The sequence below is a fragment of the Kitasatospora purpeofusca genome (genome assembly GCF_042691725.1).
GTDB classification, from domain to species: domain Bacteria; phylum Actinomycetota; class Actinomycetes; order Streptomycetales; family Streptomycetaceae; genus Kitasatospora; species Kitasatospora purpeofusca_B.
This window is the reverse complement of the sequence record NZ_CP170483.1, coordinates 1,226,351-1,248,577: the sequence shown is the minus strand read 5'-3', so window position 1 is coordinate 1,248,577 and position 22,227 is coordinate 1,226,351. Positions and strand designations below refer to the sequence as shown.

6 protein-coding genes and 1 pseudogene are annotated in these 22,227 nt (G+C 76.3%); 6 read left to right on the top strand and 1 reads right to left on the bottom strand.

Translation table 11 applies throughout. The features are described from left to right. Positions 1-27 precede the first annotated feature (27 nt). The 5 genes and pseudogenes from ACFCLZ_RS05180 to ACFCLZ_RS05160 all read left to right on the top strand — a co-directional run bounded on the left by ACFCLZ_RS05180 (position 28) and on the right by ACFCLZ_RS05160 (position 18,535). On the top strand, positions 28-10,251 hold the full coding sequence (locus ACFCLZ_RS05180) for a type I polyketide synthase (RefSeq protein WP_380283481.1): 10,224 nt from the start codon (positions 28-30) through the stop codon (positions 10,249-10,251). A 206-nt stretch (positions 10,252-10,457) separates the two neighbouring features. Continuing rightward, positions 10,458-15,908, top strand: a pseudogene (locus tag ACFCLZ_RS05175) (type I polyketide synthase); the annotation flags it as partial. 80 nt (positions 15,909-15,988) lie between these two features. After that, positions 15,989-16,534, top strand: coding sequence for a nuclear transport factor 2 family protein (locus tag ACFCLZ_RS05170; protein ID WP_380283480.1), 546 nt, complete (start codon positions 15,989-15,991; stop codon positions 16,532-16,534). Further along, entirely contained in the window at positions 16,531-17,706 is a 1,176-nt protein-coding gene (locus ACFCLZ_RS05165) for a cytochrome P450 (protein WP_380283478.1), read from the top strand. The genes ACFCLZ_RS05170 and ACFCLZ_RS05165 overlap by 4 nt, the downstream gene beginning before the upstream one ends. A 40-nt stretch (positions 17,707-17,746) precedes the next feature. Next, positions 17,747-18,535 carry a thioesterase II family protein gene (locus tag ACFCLZ_RS05160; protein ID WP_380283477.1) on the top strand — a complete coding sequence of 263 codons (789 nt, stop codon included), beginning with the start codon at positions 17,747-17,749 and terminating at the stop codon, positions 18,533-18,535. Positions 18,536-18,587: 52 nt separating this feature from the next. On the opposite strand, the gene ACFCLZ_RS05155 is transcribed toward ACFCLZ_RS05160, so the two are convergent. After that, positions 18,588-21,020: an ATP-binding protein gene (locus ACFCLZ_RS05155; protein WP_380283476.1), complete on the bottom strand. Its 2,433-nt coding sequence runs from the start codon at positions 21,018-21,020 to the stop codon at positions 18,588-18,590. 118 nt (positions 21,021-21,138) lie between these two features. Here ACFCLZ_RS05155 and ACFCLZ_RS05150 point away from each other — a divergent pair, with 118 nt between their 5' ends. After that, complete coding sequence (locus ACFCLZ_RS05150) at positions 21,139-22,068, top strand: helix-turn-helix domain-containing protein (protein ID WP_380283475.1); 930 nt, start codon at positions 21,139-21,141, stop codon at positions 22,066-22,068. Positions 22,069-22,227 lie beyond the last annotated feature (159 nt).

The window sequence follows — 22,227 nt, the reverse complement described above, 5'->3', positions numbered from 1 at the left end:
CGCGGACACTCACGGAGCAGACCAACGATGGCGAACGAAGAGCAACTGCGCGACTACCTGCGGCGTGCGGCCAATGAGCTGCGCGAGACCCGGACGCTGCTGCGCGACGCCGAGGACCGGTGGCACGAGCCCGTCGCCATCGTCGGCATGCAGTGCCGCTACCCCGGCGGGGTCGGCTCGCCCGAGGAGCTGTGGGAGCTGGTGCGCACCGGCGGCGACGCCATCACCGGCCTCCCGTCCGGGCGTGGCTGGGAGCACGCCGAGAGCGCGGCCGGCACCTCCTACCGGGGCGGGTTCCTGGACGACGCGGCCGACTTCGACCCCGGCTTCTTCGGGATCTCGCCGCGCGAGGCGCTGGCGATGGACCCGCAGCAGCGGCTGCTGCTGGAGGCCTCCTGGGAGGCGGTCGAGCGGGCCGGGATCGACCCGACCTCGCTGCGCGGCAGCCGCACCGGCGTGTTCGTCGGGGTGATCGCGAGCGACTACCTGTCCCGGCTGCCCAGCGTCCCCAAGGAGGTCGAGGGCCACCTGCTGACCGGCAGCCTGACCAGCGTCGCCTCCGGCCGGATCGCCTACACCCTGGGCCTGGAGGGCGCGGCGGTCACCGTCGACACCGCGTGCTCCTCCTCGCTGGTCGCCCTGCACCTGGCGTGCCAGGCGCTGCGGGCCGGCGAGTGCGACCTCGCGCTGGCCGGCGGCGCCACCGTCCTGGCGACCCCGGGCGCCTTCGACGAGTTCTCCCGCCAGCGCGGCCTGGCGGCGGACGGGCGGTGCAAGTCCTTCTCGGCGGCGGCCGACGGCACCGGCTGGAGTGAGGGCGTCGGCATGCTGCTGGTCGAGCGGCTCTCCGACGCGCGGCGCCACGGGCACTCCGTGCTCGCCGTGGTGCGCGGGTCGGCGGTCAACCAGGACGGCGCCTCCAACGGTCTGACCGCGCCCAACGACCTGGCGCAGGAGCGGGTGATCCGCCAGGCCCTCGCCAGTGCCCGGCTCACCCCGGCCGACGTGGACGCGGTGGAGGCGCACGGCACCGGCACGGTGCTCGGCGACCCCATCGAGGCCCAGGCGCTGCTGGCCACCTACGGCCGGGACCGGCCGGACGGGCGGCCGCTGCGCCTCGGCTCGGTGAAGTCCAACCTCGGCCACACCCAGGCCGCCGCCGGAGTGGCCGGCGTCATCAAGACGGTGCTGGCGCTGCGGCACGGCCTGCTGCCGCGCACCCTGCACGCCGAGGAGCCCACGCCCATGGTCGACTGGGCGTCCGGCTCGGTCGCGCTGCTGACCGAGCCGGCCGCCTGGTCGGCGGGGGAGCGGGTGCGCCGGGCCGGCGTCTCCTCCTTCGGCGTCAGCGGCACCAACGCACACGTGATCATCGAGGAGGAGCCGGCCGAGGACCGGGCGCCCGACACCGGGCCGGCCGACCCGGCCCCGCCCGCCGCCGCGCCGTCGCCGGCCCCCGTGCCCTGGGTGGTCAGCGCCCGCACCGAGGCCGGGCTGCGCGCCCAGGCCGCCCGGCTGCGCGACTGGGCGCTCGCGCACCCCGACGCCCGGCCGGCCGACGTGGCCTGGTCGCTGGCCTCCGGACGGGCCGTGCTGGAACACCGGGCGGTCCTGGTGGGGAACGAACCCGCCGCACTGGCCGGAGAGCTGGGCCGGGTCGCGGACGGTGGCGCGGACGCGCCGCAGGGCGCCGCGCCGCGCCGGACCGGGCGCACCGCCGTCCTGTTCACCGGCCAGGGCACCCGGACCCGAGGCATCGCGCGCGAGGCGTACGCGGCCTTCCCGGTGTTCGCCGCCGCGCTGGACGAGGTCTGCGCCGCCTTCGAGGGCGTGACACCGTTCTCCGTCCGCGAGGTGCTGCTCGGCGAGCCCGACGGGGCGTCGACCGAGGACACCGGCATCGCCCAGCCGGCCCTGTTCGCCTACGAGGTGGCCCTCTACCGGCTGTGGACCGCGTGGGCGCCGGCGCCCGACCACGTGGCCGGCCACTCGCTGGGCGAGATCGTCGCCGCGCACGTGGCCGGGGCGCTCACCCTGGAGGACGCCGTCACCCTGGTCGCCGCCCGCGCCCGGCTGATGGCCGCGCTGCCGGCCGGCGGCGCGATGCTCGCGGTCGGGGCGGGCGAGGCCGAGGCCGCCGCCCTCCTGGCCCCGTTCGCCGGGGTCGGGCTCGCCGCCGTCAACGGGCCCGCGAGCGTGGTGGTCTCCGGCACCGCCGAGGCGATCGAGCAGGTCCGCGCCGCCTGCGCCGAACGCCGCTGGCGGCACACCCGGCTGCCGGTCTCGCACGCCTTCCACTCCGCACTGATGGACCCGGTGCTGGAGAAGTTCGCCTCCGTCGTCGACGGGCTGCGCCCGCGCCGCGCCGGGATCCCGCTCGCCTCCACCGTCACCGGCGCGATCGCGACCCCCGAACGCCTGCGCGATCCGGCCCACTGGATCGCCAACCTGCGGGGCACCGTCCGCTTCGCCGACGCGGTCGGCGCGCTGCGGGCTGCCGGGGCGACCGAGTTCGTCGAACTCGGCCCCGGGGCCGTCCTGACGCCGATGGTCACCGAGTGCCTCGCCGCCGAGGAGGCCGACCGGACCATCGCCGTCATCCCCACCGCCGACCGCGAGGGCCCCACCGCCCGGGGCATCCTGACCGCGCTCGGCCGGGCCTTCGTGCGCGGCACGGCGGTGGACTGGGCAGCCCTCACCGCGGGCACCGTCACCGACCCGGCCGCGCTCGGCCGCCGCCGGGTCGAGCTGCCCACCCAGGCCTTCGAGCGCCGCCGGTTCTGGCTGGACGCGGGCATCGGGGTCACCGACGCGACCGGCCTCGGGCAGGGCCCGGCGGACCACCCGCTGCTCGGCGCCATGGTCGAACTCGCGGACGGACACGGCTCGCTGTTCACCGGACTGCTCTCGCTCGACAGCCACCCCTGGCTCGGCGACCACGTGGTGCTCGGCACCGTGCTGCTGCCGGGTACCGCCTTCCTGGAGCTCGCCCTGCACGCCGGCCGGCGGGCCGGCTGCGAACTCGTCGAGGAACTCTCCCTGGAGGCCCCGCTGGTCCTGCCCGAGCGCGGCGCCCTCCAGCTCCAGCTGTGGCTGGAGGCCCCGGACGGGGGCGGCCGGCGGGCCGTCGCGATCCACTCGCGGCCCGACACGGGCGACGCCGCCGAGCCGTGGACCCGCCACGCGGTCGGCACCCTGGCCCGCGCCGACGGGACGGCCCCCGCCGAGTCGCCGACCCGGCCGCCGGCCGAGGAGGCCGCCGTCCCGCTCGACGGCTTCTACGACTGGCTCGCCGACGCGGGCGTCGCCTACGGCCCGGCCTTCCTCGGCGTGCGCGCCGCCACCCGGCACGGCGAGGACGTGTACGGCGAGATCGCGCTGCCCGAGGCCGTCGCCCACGACGCCGACCGCTTCGGTATCCACCCGGCCCTGATGGACGCCACCCAGCACCTGCTCGGCATCGCGGCCTTCGCCGACCGCGCCGACCCCGGCGCCGGACCGGTCTCGCTCCCGTTCTCCTGGCGCGACGTGCGCCTGTTCGCCCCCGGCGCCGCGGCGGCGCGGGCGCGGCTGCGGCGCACCGGCCCGGAGGCCGTCACCCTGACCCTCGCCGACGCCCACGGCCGGCCGATCGCCGAGGTCGGCTCGCTCGCCGTGCGGCCGGTCTCCGCGGAGAAGCTGCGCGCCGCCGCCACGGCCCGTCAGGACCCGCTGTACGCCGTGCGCTGGACCGCGCTGCCCCACCCGGCGCAGCCCGCGGCCCCCACCCCCGGCACCTGGGCGGTGGTCGGGGACGGCGACCTGGCCCCCGGTCCGGACGCCTCCCGGCACACCGACCTCGCGGCCCTCGCGCGCGCCCTGGACGACGGCCTGCCCGCCCCGGCCGTGGTCGTGCTGCCCTGGCCGGCCGCCGGGGCCCCCGGCCTGCCGCCGGCGCAGGCCGTGCACGCCGCCGTCACCCGCGCCCTGGGCACCGTCCAGACCTGGCTCGCCGACCCCCGCCTCACCGGCACGCGCCTGGCCGTGGTGACCCGCGGGGCGGTCTCGGTGGGCGCCGACGACCCCGTGCGCGACCTCGCCGCCGCCGCGGTCGGCGGCCTGGTGCGCTCCGCCATGTCGGAGAACCCGGACCGGATCGTCCTGGTCGACCTCGACGACGACCCGGCCTCGGTGTCCGCCCTCGCCGCCGCCACCGCGACCGCCGCCGAGACCGGCGAACCCCAACTCGCGCTGCGCGCAGGCGTGTTGTATGCCCCGAGGATCGCCCGCAGCGCCCCCGCCGAGGCCACCCGGCCCGCCTTCGACCCCGACGGGACCGTCCTGGTCACCGGCGGCACCGGCGCGCTCGGCGCCCTCGTCGCCCGGCACCTGGTCGCGGTCCACGGCGTCCGCCGGATCCTGCTGACCAGCCGGCGCGGCCCGAGCGCCCCCGGCGCCGCCGACCTCGCCGCCGACCTCGCCGCCCTGGGCGCCGCCGTCGAGGTCGCGGCCTGCGACGTCGCGGACCGGGCGGCCCTGGAGGCCCTGCTCGCCGCCGTCCCCGCCGAGCACCCGCTGCGTGCCGTGGTGCACACCGCCGGCGCCGTGGACGACGGCGTGATCGCCGCCCTGACGCCCGAGCGCATCGGCCCCGTGCTGCGCCCCAAGGTGGACGCCGCCGTCCACCTGCACGAGCTCACCCGCGACCTCGACCTGACCGCCTTCGTGCTCTACTCCTCCGTCGCCGGCGTCATCGGCAGCCGGGGCCAGGCCAACTACGCGGCCGGCAACGCCTTCCTGGACGCCCTCGCCCAGCACCGGCGGGCGGTCGGCCTGCCCGGCGTCTCGCTGGCCTGGGGCCTGTGGGAGGAGGAGAGCGGCCTGATGCGGGAGGACTTCACCGCCACCGACCGCCACCGCATCGACCGCAGCGGCGTGCTCGCGCTCTCCGCCGAGCAGGGCCTCGCCCTGTTCGACGCCGCCCTCGCCCAGGACGAGGCGCTGCTCGCCCCCGTCCGGCTCGACCTGGCCGCGCTGCGCCGCTTCGACGAACTGCCGGTCATCCTCGGCGGACTCGTCCCCGCCCGGCGCCGGGCGGGCGGCGAGGAGGCCCGCAGGCTCGCCCAGCGCCTGGCCGGCCGCCCCGAGGCCGAGCAGGTCCAGCTGCTCACCGACCTGACCCGCCGGCAGGCCGCCGTCGTCCTCGGGCACTCCGGCCCCGAGACGGTCGGCGCCGACCGGGCCTTCACCGAACTGGGCTTCGACTCGCTGACCGCGCTGGAGATGCGCAACCGCCTCAACACCGCGACCGGCCTGCGGCTCCCGGCGACCGTCCTGTTCGACTACCCCAGCGCCACCGCCCTCGCCCGCTTCCTGCGCACCGAACTGCTCAGCCTGCCCGAGTACGGCCGGGCCCCGGCCGCCGTCCCGGCCCGGGCGGTGGACGAGCCGATCGCGATCGTCGCCATGAGCTGCCGCTTCCCCGGCGGCATCGCGAGCCCCGAGGACCTCTGGCGCTGCGTGGCCGACGGCGTGGACACCGTCTCACCGCTCCCCACCGACCGCGGCTGGGACCTCGCCGGGCTGTACGACCCCGACCCGGACCGCTCCGGGCGCTTCTACACCCGCGAGGGCGCGTTCATGCGCGGCATCGACCGCTTCGACTCGGAGCTGTTCGGGATCTCGCCGCGCGAGGCGCTGGCGATGGACCCGCAGCAGCGCCTGCTGCTGGAGACCTCCTGGGAGGCCTTCGAACGGGCCGGCATCGACCCGCTCTCCCTGCGCGGCAGCAACACCTCCGTCTTCGCCGGACTGATGTACTCGGACTACGCCGCCGGCCGGGTCCAGGACGTCGACGACGAGCTGGAGGCGTACATCGGCAACGGCAACTCCTTCGGCGTCGCCTCCGGGCGCGTCGCCTACACCCTCGGCCTGGAGGGCGCGGCCGTCACCGTCGACTCGGCCTGCTCCTCCTCGCTGGTGTCGCTGCACTGGGCGAGCCACGCGCTGCGCACCGGGGAGTGCGACCTCGCGCTGGCCGGCGGGGTGACGATCATGTCGACCCCGAGCGTGTTCGTGGAGTTCGCCCGCCAGCGCGGGCTGGCCCCGAACGGCCGCTGCAAGTCCTTCGCGGCCGGCGCGGACGGCACCGCCTGGGGCGAGGGCATCGGCATGCTGCTGCTGGAGCGGCTCTCCGACGCCCGCCGCAACGGGCACCCCGTGCTGGCGATCGTCCGCGGCTCGGCGGTCAACCAGGACGGCGCCTCCAACGGCCTCACCGCCCCCAACGGGCCGTCCCAGCAACGGGTGATCCGCCAGGCGCTGGCCAACGCGCGGCTGTCCACGGCCGACGTCGACGCGGTGGAGGCGCACGGCACCGGCACGGTGCTCGGCGACCCGATCGAGGCCCAGGCCCTGCTCGCCACCTACGGCCAGGACCGCCCCGAGGACCGGCCGCTCTGGCTCGGTTCGGTGAAGTCGAACTTCGGCCACACCCAGGCGGCCGCGGGCGTGGCCGGCGTGATCAAGATGGTGATGGCGCTGCGCCACGGCCTGCTGCCGAAGACCCTGCACGTCGACGCGCCGACCCCGCACGTCGACTGGACGGCCGGGCGGGTCGAAGTGCTCGCGGAGGGCCGCCCCTGGCCCGAGCTGGACCGCCCGCGCCGCGCGGCGGTGTCCTCGTTCGGGATCAGCGGCACCAACGCGCACGTCATCCTGGAGCAGGCGCCGGCCGCCGAGGCCCCCGCCGGGCCGTCCGCCGAGGAGCCCGCGGGCGTGGCCGGGGTGGTGCCCTGGGTGCTCTCGGCCCGGACCGAAGGCGCGCTGCGGGACCAGGCCGAGCGGCTCGGGCAGTGGCTGACCTCCCACCCGGACGCCCGACTCGCGGACGCGGCCTGGTCATTGGCCGCCGGACGGGCCACCCTGGAGCGCCGCGCGGTGGTCTGGGGCCGGGACGGCGCCGAGATCGCCGCCGGCCTGCGGGCGGTGGCGGACGGTAGGGCCTCCACCGCCCCGAACGCGGTCCCGGGCGACGCGGGCGGCCCCGGCGCCGCCGCCACCGGACCGGTGTTCGTGTTCCCGGGTCAGGGGTCGCAGTGGGCGGGGATGGCCGTCGAACTCCTGGACGCCTCACCGGTGTTCGCGGCGGCCGTCGAGGAGTGTGCGGGGGTGATGGACCCGCTGACCGACTGGTCGTTGCTGGAGGTGTTGCGGGACGGTTCGGGGGCGCTGCTGGAGCGGGTGGATGTGGTGCAGCCCGTGCTGTTCGCCGTGATGGTGGGCCTGGCCCGCTGGTGGGAGTCGTGCGGGGTACGGCCGGCCGCGGTGATCGGGCACTCGCAGGGCGAGATCGCCGCCGCCCACGTGGCCGGGCTGCTGTCCCTGGAGGACGCGGTCCGGCTCGTGGTGTCGCGCAGCCGGGCGCTGCGCGGAGTGACCGGCGGCGGGATGCTGTCGGTCGGGGTCGACGCGGAGCGGGCCGCCGAACTCGTCGCCGAGGACGGGCGGTTGTCGTTGGCGGCGGTCAACGGGCCGTCGAGTGTCGTGCTGTCCGGGGAGATCGAGGCACTGACCGCCGTGGTGGAGCGGTGCGAGCGTGAGGAGGTGCGGGCGCGGTGGATTCCGGTCGACTACGCCTCGCATTCGGCGTACATGGACGCGGTGCGCGACGAGGTCGTCGAACTGTCGGCGGGTGTGCGGCCGTTGGCCGGCCGGGTGCCGATGTACTCGACGGTGACCGGCGAAGCTGTCGACTCGCCGGACCGGCTGGCGGGCTCGTACTGGTTCGACAACCTGCGCGGCACCGTCCGGCTGGACGCGGCGGTGCGCGCGGCCCTCGCGGAGGGGCACACGCTGTTCGTGGAGTGCAGCCCGCACCCCGGGCTGGTCGTGCCCCTGGAGGACCTCGTCGCCGAGGCCGCCGCCCCCGGCACCGTGCTGCACACCCTGCGGCGCGACGCGGGCGGTCCGCACCAGCTGGTCGCCGCACTGGCCGCCGCCTTCGCCCGCGGCGTGCCGGTGGACTGGGCCGGCCTGCTGCACCGGCCCGGCGTGCGCCGGGTCGACCTGCCGACCTACGCCTTCCAGGGCCGCCGCTACTGGCTCGACCCCGACGGCGGGACCGCGCTGCCGGGCCGCGCCAAGCGGTCCGCCGCCCCGGGCACCGACCCGGTCGACGGCGCCCTGTGGGACACCGTCACCACCTCCGACGCACCGGGCCTCGCCGCGCTGCTCGACGTCCGCGAGGACGCGCCGCTGCACGAGGTCCTGCCCGCGCTCGCCGTCTGGCGCACCCGCCGGCGGGCCGACACCGTGGTCCGCTCCTGGCGCTACACCGAACGGTGGGAGCCCTGGACGGACGCCCCCGCCGCGCCCGGCCGGCTCACCGGGCGCTGGCTCGTCCTCGCCCCGGCGGACCCGGACCTGCGCGCCACCGCGGCGGACGCGCTCACCGCGGCCGGCGCCGAGGCGCTCGCCCCCGAGCCCGGCCGGGTGCCGGCCGAACGGGCCGACCTCGCCGCCTGGCTGCGGGAGACCGCGCCCGCCGGCGTCCTGCTGCTGCCCGACCCCGGCCCGGCCCAGGCCGACCCGACCCCTGCCCTGTACGGCCTGGCCACGCTCGTCCAGGCCCTCGGTGACGCCGGACTCGACGCACCGCTCTGGTGCGCCACCCGGGGCGCGGCGTCCCCCCTCGGCGAACCCCCGGCCAGTGCGACGGCCGCCGCCCTCTGGGGGCTCGGCCGCGTCGCCGGCCTCGAACACCCGGACCGCTGGGGCGGCCTGGTCGACCTGCCCGAGGTCGTCGACGAGCGCTCCGCCGCGACCCTGGCGGCCGTGCTCGGCGCCGGAACGGCGGAGGACGAGATCGCGATCCGCCCGCTCGGCACCTTCGTCCGGCGCCTCGCCCGGTTCCCGCACGCCGAGGGCGCCCCCCGCCGGGACACCCCCTGGCAGGCCGGCCGCACCGCGCTGGTCACCGGCGGCACCGGGGCGCTCGGCGGGCACGTCGCCCGCTGGCTGGTCCGGACCGGCGCCGAGCACCTCGTCCTGGTCGGCCGGCGCGGCGAGACCGCACCGGGGGCCGCGGAACTGCGCGAGGAGCTGACGGCGGCCGGCGCCGAGGTGGAGATCGCCGCCTGCGACGTCAGTGACCGCGAGGCCGTCGCCGACCTGCTCGCCGCCCTGCGCGGCCGAGGACTGCGGCTGGACACCGTGGTCCACGCGGCGGGCGCCGAGGTCGGCGGGCCGCTCGACCGGATGACCCGCGAGTCCGTCGCCGAGGCGGTCGCCGCCAAGGTCGGCGGCGCCCTCGCGCTGGACGAACTGCTGCGCGCCGACGAACCCGCGACCTTCGTGCTCTTCACCTCGGGCGCCGGCGTGTGGGGCGGAGCCGGCCAGGGCGCCTACGCGGCGGCCAACGCCTATCTCGACGCGCTCGCCGCCCGGCGCCGGGGCGAGGGCCGGGCCGCCACCGCCGTCGCCTGGGGCCGCTGGGCGGGCGGCGGGATGTCGGACGCCGAGGCCGTCTCGGCGGCGCTCGACCGGGTCGGAGTGGCGGCGATGGACCCCGCGCTCGCCCTCGAAGCGCTGCGCCAGGCCGTGGAGGAGGACCTGGAGCGGGTGACCGTCGCCGCCCTCGACTGGCCGCGCTTCGCGGTCGGCTACACCGCCGCCCGCCCGCGCCCGCTGATCGCGGAGCTGGCCGCGGCCGAGACCCCGGCGTCGGCCGAGCCGGAGCCGGGCGCCGGCGCCCGGGCGCCCGAGCTGCTGCGCGAGCGCCTCGCCCGGTTGTCCGCCGACGACCGGCACGGCGAGTTCGTCGCCCTGGTGTGTGCGGAGGTCGCCGCCCAGCTGGGCCACACCGACCCGGCCGAGATCGAGCCCGAACGGCCGTTCCGCGACCTCGGGTTCGATTCGCTGGCCGCCGTCGGCCTGCGCAACCGGCTCGTCGCCGCCACCGGGCTCGACCTGCCGACCACGCTGGTCTTCGACCATCCGACGGCGCAGGCGCTGGCCGGCCACCTCGGCGCCGAACTGTTCGACGACACCGCGCGGAACGTGTCGGCGCTCGACGAGCTGGACCGGCTGGAGGCCGGCCTGGCGGCGCTGTCCGGCGCCGCGGACCGTGACCGCGTCGCCGACCGGCTGACCGAGCTGGCGGACCGGCTGCGCGGCGGGGAGCGCCCGCCGGCCGACGCCGGCCGGGACCTGCGCACCGCCACCGACGCCGAGATGTTCGACATCCTCGGGGAGGAGTTCGGGATCTCCTGAGCAGCCGTCCACACCGGATTTCTCGAACCGACAGGGGTACGCACATGTCCACCGAGGCCACCGCGTCCAGCGCGCCGGACCCGTCCAGCGGGTCGAACCCGTCGAGTGGGTCGAACGAGGAGAAGCTCCGCCACTTCCTGCGGATGACCGCCACGGACCTGCGCGAGACCAAACAGCGGTTGCGGGAGGCCGAACAGGCCGCCCGGGAGCCGCTCGCGATCGTCGCGACCGGCTGCCGGCTGCCCGGCGGCGTCCGCTCCGCCGAGGACCTGTGGCACCTGGTGGCGGCGGGCACCGACGCGATCGGCGCCTTCCCGACCGACCGGGGCTGGGAGACCGGGCCCGAGGCGGACGACGCCGCCGGCTCCGCCACCCGGCAGGGCGGATTCGTCTACGACGCCGCCGAGTTCGACGCCGAGTTCTTCGGCATCTCGCCCTTCGAGGCGCTGGCGATGGACCCGCAGCAGCGCCTGCTGCTGGAGACTGCGTGGGAGACCGTGGAACGGGCCGGCATCGACCCGCTCTCGCTGCGGCGCAGCCGGACGGGCGTCTTCGTCGGTGCCTCCGCGCTCGGCTACGGCGGCGGCCGGCGGGACACCGCCCCGGCGGTGGCGGGCCACCGGGTGACCGGCGGCTCGATGTCCGTGGTCTCGGGCCGGGTCTCGTACGTGCTCGGCCTGGAGGGCCCGGCGGTGACCCTGGACACGGCCTGCTCCTCGTCGCTGGTCGCCCTGCACACGGCGGCGCAGGCGCTGCGCGCCGGTGAGTGCGATCTGGCGTTGGCCGGCGGCGTGACCGTGATGGCCCGGCCGACCGCCTTCGTGGAGTTCTCCCGGCAGAACGGGTTGGCGTCGGACGGCCGGTGCAAGCCGTTCGCGGCGGCGGCCGACGGCACGGGCTGGGGCGAGGGCGTGGGCCTGCTCCTGCTGGAGCGGCTGTCGGACGCGGTGCGCAACGGGCACCCCGTTCTCGCGGTAGTGCGGGGCAGTGCGGTGAACCAGGACGGGGCGTCCAACGGGTTGACGGCGCCGAACGGTCCGTCGCAGGAGCGGGTGATCCGCCAGGCCCTGGTGAACGCGGGGCTCTCCACGGACGAGGTGGACGTGGTGGAGGCGCACGGGACGGGGACGACGCTGGGTGACCCGATCGAGGCGCGGGCGCTGCTGGCGACGTACGGGCGTGAGCGGGCCGGTGAGCCGTTGTGGCTGGGTTCGGTGAAGTCGAACATCGGGCACACCCAGGCGGCGGCGGGTGTGGCGGGTGTGATCAAGATGGTGATGGCGCTGCGGCACGGGGTGCTGCCGAAGTCGCTGCATGTGGACGCGCCGTCGCCGCATGTGGATTGGTCGGTGGGCGCGGTCGAGCTGCTGACGGACGAGGTGCCGTGGCCGGAGACGGGCCGGCCGCGTCGGGCGGGGGTGTCCTCGTTCGGGATCAGCGGCACCAACGCGCACGTGATCATCGAACAGGCCCCGCAACCGGCGGAGCCGCTGCCGGAGCCGCCCTCGGCGGCGGGGGTGGGCGGACTCGTCCCCTGGGTGCTGTCGGCCCGGACCCCCGAGGCGCTGCGGGCCCAGGCCGCCCGGCTGCGCGACTGGGTCCGCGAGCACCCGGAGGCCCGACCTGCCGATGTTGCCTGGTCCTCCGTCACCGGTCGGGCCCTTCTGGAGCACCGTGCCGTGCTGCTCGGCCGGGACGTCGCTGAACTGTCGGCGGGCCTGGCCGCGTTGGCGGCGGGCGAGTCCGAGCCTGCCAATGTGGTGACCGGTGCTGTGGCGCGTGGTGCGGGGCGGACGGCGTTGGTGTTCACGGGGCAGGGGGTGCGGTGCGCGGGCGTGGGGCGCGAACTGTACGAGGCGTTCCCGGTGTTCGCGGCGGCGGTGGACGAGGTGTGCGGGGCGTTCGAGGGGGTGGTGCCGTTCCCGGTGCGGGAGGTGCTGCTGGGGGAGGCCGGCGACGCGGACGACACGGGCGTGGTGCAGCCGGTCCTGTTCGCGTTCGAGGTGGCGTTGTACCGGTTGTGGCGCTCCTGGGTCGGGGTGCCGGAGGTGGTGTTGGGGCATTCGCTGGGCGGGATCGTGGCGGCGTATGTGGCCGGGGTGTTCTCGCTGGAGGGCGCGGTCGCGTTGGTGGCGGCGCGGGCCCGGTTGATGGGTGAACTGCCGTCGGGTGGGGCGATGTTGGCGGTGGGGGCGAGTGAGGCGCAGGTGGTGGCGCTGCTGGCCGAGAGTGGTGTCGGTGTGGTGGGGGTGGCGGCGGTGAACGGTCCGGCGTCGGTGGTGGTGTCGGGCGAGGCGGAAGCCGTGGAGGCGGTCCGGGCGTTGTGCGGGGAGCGGGGGTGGCGGTCCTCGCGGCTCGCGGTGTCGCACGCGTTCCATTCGGTGTTGATGGAGCCGGTGCTGGCGGGGCTTCGGGAGGTGGTCGCGGGTATCACGCTCGCGGAGCCGTCGATCCCGTTGGCCTCGGATGTGACGGGCCGGATGGCGACGGTGGCGGAGGTGGGTGATCCGGAGTACTGGGTGCGTCAGGTCTGCGAGCCGGTGCGTTTCGCGGACGCGGTGGGGGCTGCCCGGGCCGAGGGCGCCTCGGTGTTCGTGGAACTGGGTCCGGAGGCGGCGCTGACACCGATGGTCGTCGAGTGCACGGCCGGGACCGACGCGGTCGCCGTCCCCGTCCGGCGCCGGGGCCGCCACCCGCGGGAGACCCTGGCGGCAGGACTCGCCACCGCCTTCGTCCGCGGCACCCCGGTCGACTGGACCGCCACCGTGGCCGGCGCCCGCCGGGTGGACCTGCCGACCTACCCCTTCCAGGGCCGCCCCTACTGGCTCGCCCACGAGTCGCCCGCGGCGGAACCGGTGCCGCAGCCCGCCGCCGAACTCGCGGACAGCGGATTCTGGGAGGCCGTCGAGCACGCCGACCTCGACCGGCTCACCGCGCTGCTGGACGTCCCCGCGGACGCGCCGCTGCGCGACCTGCTGCCCGCGCTCTCCGCCTGGCGCACCGAGGACCGCGTCGCGCGGACCGCCCGGTCCTGGCGCCACGAGGTGCGCTGGGAGCCGTGGACGCCCGCCGCGCCCGACGCCGCGCCCACCGGGAGCTGGCTCCTCGTCCACTCCGCCGCCGGCGGCGAGCTCGCCGCCGCGGTGGCGGAGGCGCTCACCGCCGGCGGTGCCCGCGTCCTGCGCCGCGAGCTCGACGCCAAGACCGCCGACCGGGCCGAACTCGCCGCCTGGCTCCGCGAGTCGGCCGACGCGCCGGGCCTCGCCGGGGTCGTCTCGCTGCTCGGGTCGGCGCCGGAGGAGGAGGGCGACGGCGGACCGGGCCTGGTCCGCGCCGTGACGGCCACCGTCACCCTGGTCCAGGCGCTGGCGGACGCGGACATCGCCGCCCCGCTCTGGTGTCTGACGGCCGGTGCCGTCTCGGTGCTGGGCGAGGACGTGGCCTCCGCGACGGGCGCCGGGATCTGGGGCCTGGGCGGCGTCGTCGGCCTCGAACACCCGCTCAACTGGGGCGGGTTGGCCGACCTTCCGGCCGGCCCCGACGAGCGCTCCCTGACCACCCTGCTCGCCGTCCTGGCCGATGCCGGGGGAGAGGACCAGTTCGCGATCCGGCCGCTCGGCACCTTCGGCCGCCGCCTGGCCCGCCCCGCCGAGGCGGACGGCCCCGCCCGCCCGGCCCGCCGCTGGCGGACCGGCGGCACCGCGCTGATCACCGGCGGCACCGGAGCCCTGGGCGGGCACGCGGCCCGCTGGCTGGCCGACCGCGGGGCCGAGCGGGTGCTGGTGCTGAGCCGCCGGGGCCCCGACACCCCCGGACTCGACGGGCTGCGGGACGACCTCGCGGCCACCGGCGTCGACCTGGTGCCGATCGCCTGCGACCTCACCGCCCCGGACGCCGCCGACCGGCTCGGCGAGGCCCTGGGCGAGGAGCTGCCGCGCATCCGCACCGTGCTGCACGCCGCCGGGGTCGCCGGCCCGGCCCGGCTGCTCGACACCGACCCGGCCGGGATCGCCGCCACCGTCACCGCCAAGGTCGCCGGGGCGCTGGCACTGGACGAGCTGTTCGCCACGGCCGAGCTCGACGCCTTCGTGCTCTACTCCTCCGGCGCCGGGGTCTGGGGCGGCGCCGCGCAGGGCGCCTACGCGGCCGCCAACGCCCACCTGGACGCGCTCGCCCACCGCCGCCGGCAGCGCGGACTCACCGCCACCGCCGTCGCCTGGGGCCCCTGGGCCGCCGGTGGCATGGCCGACGGCGAGGCCGGACGCCACCTCGGGCGGCTCGGGGTGCGGCCGATGGACCCCGCCACCGCCCTGACCGCCCTCGGCCAGGCCCTGGACGAGGACCTGACCTGCGTGACGGTCGCCGACGTGGACTGGACCCGGCTCGCGCACAGCTACGCCGCCGCCCGCCCCCGGCCGCTGATCGCCGACCTCGTGGCGGCCGAGCCGGAGCAGCCGGCGAACCCGGCGCCCGGCACCGCGGCGTACCCGTTCCGGGACCGCTCCGCCGAGCGTTCCCCCGCCCAGCTGGCCGCCGCGCTGCTCGACCTGATCCGCACCGAGGTGGCCGCCCAGCTCGGCCACACCGACGCCGGCGCCGTCGACCCGCACCAGCCCTTCCGCGCGATGGGCTTCGACTCGCTGGCCACCGTCGGGCTCGCCCGGCGGCTCGGCGAGGCCACCGGCCTCGACCTCCCCGCCACCCTGGTCTACGACCACACCGGCCCGACGGCGCTCGCCGCGCACCTGGCCCGCGCCCTGGAGGAGGGGACCGCCGCGCCCCACGCGCCGCGGCCGGAGCCGGGCGCGGAGGAGTCCAACGAACTGCTCGGCTCCGTCTACCGCGCGCTGGCCCTGCGCGGGCAGATGGACGACGCGGAGGCGCTGCTGGTCGGCGCGTCCGGCCTGCGCGAGGTCAGCGCGGACCTGCCGCGACTGGCCCCCCTGGCCGGATCCGTCCGGATGTCGCAGGGCGGCGAGCACCCGCGGCTGATCTGCTTCCCGCCGTTCGCCCCGGTCGACGGCACCATCCAGTTCGGCCGGCTGGCCACCGCCTTCGACGGATTCAGCGGCACCGCCGTCCTGACCGTCCCCGGCTTCCGCCCCGGCGAGCCGCTCGCGGCCTCCCGCGACGTCCTGCTGGACCTGCTCACCGACGCCACCCTGCGCTGCGCCGAGGGCGAGCCGTTCGTCCTGCTCGGCTACTCCTCCAGCGGCTGGCTCGCCCACGGCGTCACCAGCCGGCTCCAGGCGGCCGGCACCGCGCCGACCGGCCAGGTGCTGCTGGACACCTACCTGCCGGCCACCATGTCGCGCCGCATGCGCAAGGCGATGAACTACGAGGTGATCGTGCGCCGGCAGGCGTTCACCGCGCTCGGCTACGTCGGACTCACCGCGATCGGCAGCTACCGGCGGATGTTCCGCGGCTGGGAGCCCGAGCCGACCACGGTGCCGACGCTGTTCGTCCGGCCGTCGCGCTGCGTGCCGGGCTCACCCGAGGAGCCGATGACCGGCGAGGACTGGCGCTCCTCCTGGCCCCACGAGCACACCGCCGTGGAGGTCGAGGGCGACCACTGCACCATGATCGGCGAACACGCGGACCAGACCGGCGCCGCGGTGCGCGCCTGGATCGCCGGGCTGCCCGCGCCGACCCCGTGACCCGGCCGGAACCTCCGACCCCGGGCCGACCGACGACCGCACGACAGACGACCGCACGACAGACGAAGGGACCATCACCCATGACCCCGACCACCGCCACGACGACGCCCGCCCCGCTCCTTCCGGTGCCCGGCTCCACCGAACACCTCGACGCGGCCTTCCTCGCGGACCGGGCCGCCATCCAGGACCTCGTCGCCGCCTACAGCCTCTACTACGACTCCGGCGACTTCGACGCGCTCGGCGACCTGTTCACCGAGGACGCGCGCTTCACCTTCACCCCGGCCCCCGAGGGCTTCCCGCCGTCGGTGGCCACCCGGGAGCGGATCGTCCTCGCCATGGCCGCGCTGTACCGCCACCACACGCAGACGCGCGGCGCCCACCAGCGCCACCTCACCAGCAACACGGTGGTCACCCGCCTGGACGGGACCACCGCCGAGGCGCGCTCGCTGCTCTCCATCTGCTTCGCCCTCGACGACGGCACCCACGAGATCGGCCGCAGCGGCTCGTACGTCGACCTGCTGGAGAAGGACGGGCAGCGCTGGCGCATCGCGAGCCGCCACCTGTGGCTGCGGGACCTCCCCCGGATCACCGCCACCACCCCGGACGGATCGGAGGGACAGGCGTGATCCCCGTCCTGGACCTCGTCCAGATCTCCTCCCTGCCCGACGCGGAACGCGAGCTCGGGCAGCTGGCCCGCCGTCACCCGGTGATCCGCACCCGGCAGGCCGACGGCACCGAGGCGTGGACCGTCCTCGGCGCCGAGCCCGCCCGGCGGCTGCTCGGCGACCCCCGGCTCTCCAACGACCTCCACCGGCACGCGCCGCAGGCCGCGCAGGTCCCGGACAGCCCGATCGTCCTCTTCGAGCAGGACAATCCGGACCACGCGCGCTACCGCCGGCTGGTCAGCGCCGCCTTCGCCTCCCGCGCGGTGCGCTCGCTGGAACCCCGCCTCACCGAGATCGCCCGCGGCCTGCTGGACGGCCTGCCCGCCGAGGGGGAGGCCGACTTCGTGTCCGCCTTCGCCAACCCCTTCCCGCTGGAGGTGATCTGCGAGCTGCTCGGCGTGCCGCGGGCGGACCGCGAGGTGTTCCACACCCGGGTCAAGAACATGGACTCGCCCTCGGCGCCGGTCCGCCAGGCCGCGACGGACGCCTTCGCCGCCTACTGCACCAACCTGGTCGAGGCCAAGCGCCGACAGCCGACCGAGGACCTGCTGAGCGAGCTCGTCGGCGCCCGGCTGGACGACGGGAACGCCCTCACCCGGGAGGAACTCGTCGGGTTCTGCTCCGTCCTGCTGTTCGCCGGACACGTCACCACCGCCTACGTCATCTCCAGCGCGCTGCTCGAACTCCTCAAGCACCCCGACCAGTTGGCCGCGCTGCGGGCCGACCGGGAACTCGTGGCGAGCGCCACCGAGGAGGCGCTGCGCTACCGCGGCTCCCTGCTGTCGACCACCAACCGGGTGGCGCTCGACGACATCGAGATCGAGGGCGTGGTCGTCCGCAAGGGCGAGCTGGTCCGCTTCCTGCCGTCGGCCGTCAACCGGGACCCGGTCGTCCGCGCCGACCCGCACGCCTTCGACCTGCTGCGCCCGACCGCCGCGCACCTCGCCTTCGGCCACGGCCCGCACTTCTGCCTCGGCCACCAGCTGGCCAGGCAGGAGATCAGGGTCGCGCTGACCGAGATCCTGGCCCGCTTCCCCGTCCTGGAACTCGCCGTCCCGCCCGGGCGGTTGACCTGGCACCCCTCGGACTTCCTGCGCGGGCTCACCGAGCTGCCGCTGCGCTTCGCCGGCTGACCGGCCGTACCGGTTCCACCACGAGAAACGGATCCCCCTCATGTCCGACCCCGACCTCCAGGAGCTGAGCGGGCGCTGGCTCCGGCAGTACCGCCCGGCCCCCGAGGCGGCCGTCACCCTGGTCGCCTTCCCGCACGCCGGCGGCTCCGCCAGCTACTTCCAGCCGCTGTCCGGCGCGCTCGGGCCGCAGACGGAGGTGCTCTGCCTGCAGTACCCGGGCCGGCAGGACCGCCGCCACGAACCCTGCCTGGACACCGTCGAGGCGTTCGTCGACGCCATCTGCGCGGTGCTGCGCCCCCGCACCGAACGGCCCCTGGTGTTCTTCGGGCACAGCATGGGCGCCGTCCTCGGCTACGAGACGGCCCGCCGGCTGGAGGCCGAGCGCGCCGTCGACCTGCTCGGCCTGATCGTCTCGGGCCGCCGCTCGCCGACCACCACGCGGCACGAGACCGTGCACCTGCGCGACGACGCCGGCATCCTCGCCGAGATCCAGGAGTTGAACGGCACCGACACCGCGCTCCTGGACGACGAGGACATCCGGCAGATGATCCTGCCGTGCCTGCGCGCCGACTACACGGCGGTCGAGACGTACGTCCACCGCGACGGGCCGCCGCTGCGCTCCCCGGTCAGTGTGCTGACCGGGGAGGCCGATCCGCAGGTGACCAGGCAGGAGGCGGAGCGCTGGTCGGAGGTCACCTCCGGAGGGTTCCGCCTCCAGGCCTTCCCCGGCGGGCACTTCTTCCTCAACTCCCAACAGGGCCCGGTGACCAGGGCGCTCACCGAGTCCCTCGCGGACTTCCGCGCCGCCGCGTCCTCGCCGCGGGGCTGATCCGCGGTCGGGGCGTCCGGAGCCGTCCGCAGCGTGCCCGGGGCCGTCCGGGTCACTCCCGCAGTGAGTCGAGCAGGGCCCGGGCCTCGTCCGCCTCCGGGATGTTCAACGCGGTGTGGATCTCGACGGCCCGTTCGGCGTGCTTCCGAGCGGCCTCGGGTTCCCCCAGGCGCTGGTGCGTGCGCGCCAGCCCGAGATGGATGCGGCCCAGGTTGTACCGCTCACCGGTGTGCGGCAGGTGCTCGAAAGCGGCCCGGTAGTGCCGCAGGGCGCTCGCCGGAGCGTCCATGGCCAGCAGGGCGTCGCCGAGCAGGGTGTGCGACTCGGCCTGACCGAAGGTGTCACCGAGGTCCCGGTGCAGATCCAGGGCCTCCTGGTACAGGTCGAGCGCCTCCGGATGGCGTTGCAGCTTCTGCTGGTACTCGCCGTACTGGTTGAGCGCGACGGCCTGGCCGAGGCGGTTTCCGCTGCGCCGGTGGAACTCCAGCGCCTCACGGTGGTGGTCCAGGGCCTCCGGCAGCCGTCCGAGTCGGGTCAGCGTGGGTCCCAGGTTGGTCAGGGCGATCGCCTCGACCGCCGGCTCGGGGAGCTCCCGGCTGAGCCGCAGCGCCCGCCGCTGGTGGTCGAGCGCCTCCTCCAGGCGCCCCATCCGGGTCAGGGTGAGGCCCAGGTTGGCCAGGACGTGGGCCTCGCCGTTGCGGTTGCCGGTGGTCCGCTGGATCTCCAGGGCCCGGTGGAGGAGGTCGAGCGCCTGCGGGAAGTCGCCGAGCTGGTACTGGACCAGCCCGAGGTGCCGCAGCGCGGCCGCCTCACCGGCCGCACTGCCGAGCTGCCGAGTGGCCTCCAGGGCGCGGACACCCAGCCCGAGGGCCTCCCGGGCGGGCAGGTGGCGCTTGAGGTGGCGCCAGAGGATCGCCGGCAGGTCCGCCGCGTACTCCGGCAGGCCGGCGTCGGCGGCGTGGTGGGTGAGCGCCAGCAGGTTGGCCTGCTCCCGGGTCAGCCAGTCCTCCGCGTCCGCCCGGTCGGCGAACACCAGGGGGGTACCGCCGGGCGCGGGCGGCCGGGGCCGGTGATGCCGTTCCAGCGGGGCCAGCACGTCCATCGCCGAGGCGGCGGTGTGACGGTAGTGGTCGAGCAACCGGATGAGCGCGGCGCGCCGGAGGGGTTCGGAGACCTCCCGGGCGAGCAGTTCGGCGGCGAAGGTGCGCAGCAGGTCGTGGAACGTGTACCGGAAGGCCGTGTGCTCGATCAGCAGGTGGTGGTTGTGCAGCGCTTCCAGCAGTTCCTCGGTCTCGTCCGGCGGTGCATCGACCAGGGCGGCGAGGGCGTGCGGCGTGAGGTCCTCGCCGGGATGCAGCACGGCCAGCCGGAACGCGCGCCGCTGCGCCGGGGCGAGGGAGCGATAGGACTCCACGAAGGCCGCCGCGACGCTCTGGCCGTGGTGGGAGAGTTCGGTCGACAACTTCTGCGGACGCCGGATCCGCTGGAGCAACTCGACCGGCGTCCAGGCGGGATGATGGGCCAGCCTGGCGGCGGCGATCCGCAGCGCCAGCGGCAGTCCGCCGCACCGAGCGACGATCTCGTCCACGGTGGTGGCATGGCCCGCGACCCGGTCCGGGCCGGCGACCCGGGCGAACAGCTCCACGGCCTCGTCATGGCTCAGCACGTCCAGTGGCACGCCGACCGCCCCGTCCAGTGCGGGCATCCGCCGCCGGGACGTCACCAGGACGAGGCAGCGCGGGCCGCCGGGGATCAACGGGCGGACCTGCTCGGCGTCGACGGCGTTGTCCAGCACCATCAGGTACCGCTTGCCCGCCGCCCGGCTGCGCCACACCTGGGCGCGCTCCTCGGTGCGCACCGGCAGCGCGCTCTCGCTGACGCCGACCGCCCGGAGCAGATGCGCCAGCGCCGCGCCCGGTTCGAGCGGCCGCTGGCCCGGAGTGAAGCCGCGCAGGTCCACGAAGAGCTGCCCGTCGGGGTACCGGCCGGCGAGGGTGTGCCCGACGTGGACGGCCAAGGCGGTCTTGCCGACACCGGCCATGCCGTCGATGGCCGAGATCACCAGTGGACGGGCCCGGGCGCCGCCGCCCGGTCCGACGGCCAGGGCCAGCAGCCGGTCCACCTCACCGCGCCGTCCGGTGAAGTCCGGGACGGCGTACGGCAGCAGCCGGGGCACCACGCGCTCGACCGGCTCCCCGCCGGACCGCGCCGCCGCCTCCCCGCGCGCCGCGGAGAGCAGCCGGTCGCGGCCGGCCGGGTCCAGCCCCAGGGCCGCGGCCAGCCGCGCCACCGACGACAGTCGGGGCCGCCGCCGCCCCGACTCCAGCACGCTGATCGCATGCGCCGAGATGCCCGACCGTTCCGCGAGCTCCTCCTGCGTCCACCCGGTCGCGTACCGGTGCTGGCGCAGCAGCGTTCCGAAGTCCCCCAGCAACGTGTCCCCCGTCGCGACTCCCGGCCTGCGGCCCTGACGGGCCCCTGACAACAGATCATCATAGAACGCCAAGCGAACGCCATGGAGTGATCAGTTGGTGTTGGTCAGGATGGTCCCCGGCGCACGCGCCGCGATCGGCCGATCGAACCGATCACTCAAGGGGGGTCAGATGACCGAGCGAGACCTGGGCAGGGATCCGGACCGGTTACCGGAGCAGGCTTCGGTGGCCAGGCCCGATCCGGGCGAGGCGACCACACCACAGGAGTTCGTGTGCCGGCTCCGGGCGGTCAAGGCGTGGTCCGGCAATCCGTCGCTGCGCGAACTCGAACGCCGCACCGGCCTTCCGCGCAGCACCCTCTCGGGGGACATGAGCCCCCGGCGCAGCCGCCTCCCGCCCCTGGACCGGGTGCTGGCGCTCACCACCGCCTGCGGCGTGCCCGCCGAGGAGCTCGCGCGCTGGCGGTCCGCCTGGCAGCGCATCCAGCTGCGGCAGCAGTCGCCCGAGCCCCCGGCGCCGCCCCCGCACGCCGCCGTCGAGCCGCGACGGGAACCGGAACGGACGGGACGCCGCCGATCCGCCCGTCGGCGCCTCGTACGGCCCGTCCGGTCGGTCGGCGCCCTGCTCGCCGCCCTGCCGGCCCTGCTGCTGACCGCCGCCCCGGTCACCGGCGAGAGCGGTGCCGCAGCCGGCGGCCGACTGCCGGACCCGTGCGGCTTCCTCCGCCGGATCGGCGACGAGGTCACCGCCTCCCCACCCGACGCGGCCACCACCACCGGCGAGTCGCTGCCGATCAGGAGCCCGGTCGCCAAGGGCGACACACTGATCGTCACCCTGGTGCTCGCCGGAGCCGGCACCGGCCCCATCACCGTGCGGGACACGGCCGGCAACCGGTACCGCGCCATCCGCGACGAGACCACCGGCGGCACCCGGCTGACCGTCTTCGCCCTCTTCGACGCCAGGCCCCTGGACTCCCTGGACCAGATCACCTTCCTCTGGCCGAGCTCCAAGCACGACTACACCGCGGTCGACGAGTTCCGGAGCACCCCTGCCACCTCCGGCGAGCCGCCCACCGGCCCCAAGGACGCGAGGCAGTGCTGAAACGGTGGTGACGGCCGGACCGCCGACCGACGGGCACCCCGACCGTCCGGCCGCCGTCGGCGCTCCAGGTCGTACGCCACGGTGACGGCGACCCCGGTGCTGTTCACCCCCGGCCTGATTCTCCATGTCGTCGGCGAACGGGAGGGCGGGGCCCACGGC